Raw genomic sequence first — 5,157 nt, forward strand, 5'->3', positions numbered from 1 at the left:
CCCCTTGTACATACAGCATCTACTTAAAAAAAGTGTGCTTGGATACCATTCAGTTTCTGAGAATAGAAAGTCAGGGCCTTATCTACGGAGCAGTATTAAATACTAGACGCACAGGCAAGCTCACTGACTTCGATGTGATAAACGATAGCTAATCATTTATCAATGAGAGATACAAGGCGCAGAGCTTGCTCGCGCGCGAGGCGAAGCTTCTAATTACTTAATCACTCATCTTAAAAACTACGTTTTTAAACGCCTGCAAGCAGCGCGTCAGTAAGTAAATTTTAACCACAGTGTCAAACTTGGCAGGTAGGCGCAGAGCTTGCTCACGCGAGAAGCGTAGCTTCTAATTACTTAATTACCCATCCTAAAAACTACGTTTTTAAACGCCTGCAAGCAGCGCGTCTACAAGTTAAATCAAACCACAGCGTTAAGTTTCCCCGCGTAGGCGCAGAGCTTGCTCGCGCGAGAAGCGAAGCTTCTAATTACTTTTACCACCATCTTAAAAACTACGTTTTCAAACGCCTGCAAGCAGCGCGGTCAGTAAGTAAATTTAACCCAAAGCGTTAAGTTCCCCCGCGTAGGCGCAGAGCTCGCTCGCGCGAGAAGCGCAGCTTCTAATTACTTAATAACCCAACAAACTTAACCTTTAAAAACAAAAAAAGGGCCTTAGCCCTTTTTTATTACATTTTTGGCCTGCTCAGGCAGGCTAAACTCTAATACTTAAACTACTTCACCAGCCACTATTGTATTAAAGCTGTCGTTGTCATGTAGGCTTGCAAATGCGCTCTCATGTAATAGCTCGTTACGTAAGTTAGGTGAATAATCAAGAGCCATTTTAATGTCGGCTAATGCATCAGCATGCTTATGTGTAAGTGCGTAAGCACATGCTCGTTGCCAGTAGGCATAACCATAATCACTGTCTATATCAATGGCTTGATTACACAGCTCAATGGCTTGTGCTGTTTCGTTTATTTCTAGTAACGCATCGGCTTTATAAGCAATGGCTTCAACATCTTCTGGTTTACGTTTTAAAATCTCATCAAATATTTCAATTTTATTAGCAAAATCACTTTCTAAATTGGCACGCATCCATAACGAATGAACCTCGTTGGTAACCGAGATACGTTCTTGGTTACTGAGTATTTCTTCAGAGCGTACGCGTAGTTTTTCTTCAAGAATTTTTAATCGGTCTTCATACTCGTCAGTTATTACACTTACACGCGTATTTACAATATCTTCTACTTTGTTTTTAACATCGCGTAGCGAATTCCAACCCACTAAAACCAAAATAGATGCTGTAGCGGTAATTATAAAAAATACATTGTTGATAGTGTCTGTTGTGTACGTTAATGCACGATCGGCGGTATCAAGCTGCGCATGAGTAACCTGCTTAGTTACATCCTCACGGAGTTTTTGTTGATCTTGTCTTACCGCTTTTAGCTCGTCGAGTATGTAGCGCTCCATCAGCGGTTTATACATAGACTCTTTAAGTTGTCCAAGGGCTTGTTGTTCTTGTTGCGGTGTAGGAGCTGCAGGTTTTTGTTCAGCAGAATTTACTATGCCCGAAAAAAAAGTTAAACAAACAAAAAGTGTAGATAGGTAATAACGCATCGGTACGCCTAATTAAATTAATTACTGTAATAACTTTAACATGCAGGGCTGAATGGCACTAGGGCGCGTTGACTTTTCAGGATTAAAATTGACCTAATTTAGATAGGAGCAATAGTTGTAAGAATTTTTTAGCCCAGTGAGCTTAGCAATAATAGGGTAAAGCATGAGCATTTTGCTAATACTTAGGTGGTTTTAAGAAAAAATAGGCAAAAAAAACCAGCTCAATATGAGCTGGCAAAAACTGCTTAAAACAACAATATGTCGTAGGGATTCACAGGAGAACAACTTTATACTAACTGAATCTTTATGAACAAATACTTAATTCAATTCAATTAGTTAAAAATATAAGAATACTCAAAGTATTCGGTTTATAAAGTAAAGGTGCATTGGGCTTAAGTAATGCACCTTTATAATTATAACTATATAACTACAATTTCATGGTGAAGGGGGGTATTCCAATGTGCGCTTTAAATAAATTAAAGCCACTTTCAAACCCTTCACATACCATTACGCCGAAATTTTTCAATTCGATCACAGGTCTAGTAAAAAGGTTAAGGTTAATTCACTAATTTGTTTTTTTATCTTACGTAATACTTTACACGAGCGTCATCAGATTTATTTTTACTATTATTTTGAACGTAATTACAAAGCTATTGTTAAATACATCATTAGCAAAAGGCCAATCAAAAATATAAATTGGAGCAATCGTTTTAAATAGTATGTTGAGGCTGGCGTAGCATAATTTATGCGCCTATATTAAGGATACGTAAGTGTTTAGGCAGGCACACTAAATAATAAGTAAGCCGATTAAATAAAAATAACCGTTACTTTTTAAAAAGTTATAAATACATAAACAACAATACTGATTGATTAAGTATTTTACTTTTCTATTATAAGGATTCCAGAATGAGCAACCCTAAAGCAGGCCAATGTCCGGTCATGCACGGCAGTAATACTAAAACGTCTAATCCCAATACTGATTGGTGGCCAAATGCCCTAAACTTAGACATTCTTCATCAGCACGACACCAAATCAAATCCATACAATAGCGACTTTAATTACGCTGAAGCATTTAAATCAATCGATCTTGACGCGCTAAAAACAGACGTAAAAAGCTTAATGACCGATAGCCAAGATTGGTGGCCAGCCGATTGGGGACATTACGGTGGTTTAATGATTCGTTTAGCATGGCACTCAGCGGGTTCATACCGTTTGGCCGATGGTAGAGGGGGCGGTGGTACAGGTAATCAACGTTTTGCGCCACTAAATTCATGGCCAGACAACGGTAACCTCGACAAAGCGCGCCGTTTACTTTGGCCAATAAAGAAAAAATACGGTAACAAGCTTTCATGGGCCGACTTAATTATTTTAGCGGGCAACATGGCATACGAATCAATGGGTTTAAAAACCTTTGGTTTTGCCGGCGGCCGAGAAGATATTTGGCATCCTGAAAAAGACGTTTACTGGGGAGCTGAAAAAGAATGGTTAGCGCCAAGTGATGGTCGTTACGAAAGTGTAGATAAACCAGACACCATGGAAAACCCATTAGCCGCAGTACAAATGGGCTTAATTTATGTAAACCCTGAAGGTGTAAATGGTATACCTGATCCGCTTAAAACAGCGGCCCAAATTCGCGAAACTTTTGCGCGTATGGCAATGGATGACGAAGAAACCGCTGCATTAACGGTAGGCGGGCACACAGTAGGTAAAGCACATGGTAATGGCAAAGCAGAAAACTTAGGCCCAGAGCCAGAAGCTGCTGACGTACACGAGCAAGGCCTTGGTTGGAATAACACTACAACCCGTGGTATTGGCCGCGATACAGTTACATCAGGTGTAGAGGGCGCATGGACTACGCACCCAACACAATGGGATAACGAATACTGTAAGCTTTTATTAACCTACGAATGGGAACTCACTAAAAGCCCTGCAGGTGCTCATCAGTGGGAGCCTATTAATATTAAAGAAGAAGACAAGCCTGTCGATGTAGAAGATTCATCAATTCGTTTAAACCCAATGATGACAGATGCTGATATGGCCATGAAAGTGGACCCAACGTACCGTAAAATTATTGAGCGCTTTTATAACGACTTTGACTACTTTTCAGACGTGTTTGCACGTGCCTGGTTTAAACTAACTCACCGCGATTTAGGTCCTAAATCATGTTACTTAGGTGCCGACGTACCAAGCGAAGACTTAATTTGGCAAGATCCAATTCCAGCCGTTGATTACACATTAACAGACGACGAAATTAGCAATCTAAAAACCACATTATTAAATTGTGGTGTTAGTGCCGCTGATTTAATAAATACAGCTTGGGATAGCGCACGTACTTATCGTGGTTCTGATAAACGTGGCGGCGCAAATGGTGCACGCATTCGTTTAGCACCGCAAAAAGATTGGCAAGGTAATGAGCCAGAACGTTTAGCATCAGTACTTAGTGCGCTTGAAAAAGTGCAGGCTGGCTTGAGTAAACCTGTTAGCATCGCCGACTTAATTGTTTTAGGTGGTACAGCAGCCGTAGAACAAGCTGCAAAACAAGCCGGTGTTGATGTAAACGTGCCGTTTGCTCCAGGACGTGGAGATGCAACAGACGAAATGACTGATGCAGAATCGTTTGATGTACTAGAACCCATTCACGATGGTTTTAGAAACTGGCTGAAAAAAGATTACGCAGTATCAGCGGAGGAGTTATTACTAGAGCGCAGCCAACTAATGGGATTAAGTGCACCAGAAATGTCGGTACTTATTGGTGGGATGCGAGTACTAGGTACTAACTATGCTGGCAGCGAGCATGGCGTATTTACAAATAGCGTGGGTTCATTAACCAACGACTTCTTTGTAAACTTAACTGACATGTCAAACCGTTGGGAGCCAGCTCAAAAAGGTTTATACAATATAGTAGACCGCCAAAGTGGCACTACAAAATGGACTGCAACACGCGTTGATTTAGTATTTGGTTCAAACTCTATATTACGCGCATTGGCTGAGTTTTATGCACAAGACGACAATAAAGAACGTTTTGTACATGACTTTGTAAATGCATGGGTAAAAGTAATGAATGCCGATAGATTCGATCTTAAATAATCTACACGGTCATAATAAAAGGGGGAGTATTAATTACTCCCCCTTTTTTATAAATTTAATATCAGTTATAAATTATTTGAGGCAAGCGTTGAGCTTGCTCGCGCGAGAAGCGCAGCTTCTAATTACTTAACCTAAAACCATCCTAAAAACTGCGTTTTTAAACGCCTGCAAGCAGCGCGTCTACAGGTTAAATTAAACCACAGCGTTAAGTTTGCCACGTAGGCGCAGAGCTTGCTCACGCTAGAAGCACAGCTTCTAATTACTTAACCTAAAACCATCCTAAAAACTGCGTTTTTAAGCGCCTGCAAGCAGCGCGTCTACAAGTAAATTTTAACCACGGCGTTAAGTTTGCCACGTAGGCGCAGAGCTTGCTTCCGCGAGAAGCGCAGCTTCTAATTACTTAACCTAAAACCATCCTAAAAACTGCGTTTTTAAACGCCTGCAAGCAGCGCGTCTACA

At 40.6% G+C, this 5,157-nt stretch carries 2 protein-coding genes; one reads left to right on the plus strand and one right to left on the minus strand.

Translation table 11 applies throughout. The annotated features are described in order from the left end of the window. Nucleotides 1-720: 720 nt before the first annotated feature. Nucleotides 721-1,611, minus strand: a complete 891-nt coding sequence (locus tag I6F53_RS19815) for a tetratricopeptide repeat protein (RefSeq protein ID WP_166421803.1) — start codon at nucleotides 1,609-1,611, stop codon at nucleotides 721-723. A gap of 906 nt (nucleotides 1,612-2,517) precedes the next feature. On the opposite strand from I6F53_RS19815, the gene katG reads away from it, so the two are divergent. Beyond that, the gene (gene katG, locus I6F53_RS19820; protein WP_197240897.1) at nucleotides 2,518-4,698 is read left to right on the plus strand and encodes a catalase/peroxidase HPI; all 2,181 of its coding nucleotides are present in this window, start codon (nucleotides 2,518-2,520) and stop codon (nucleotides 4,696-4,698) included. Nucleotides 4,699-5,157 lie beyond the last annotated feature (459 nt).

It is taken from the genome of Pseudoalteromonas sp. SWN29 (assembly GCF_015864465.1).
In the GTDB taxonomy this organism is placed as follows: Bacteria; Pseudomonadota; Gammaproteobacteria; order Enterobacterales; family Alteromonadaceae; genus Pseudoalteromonas.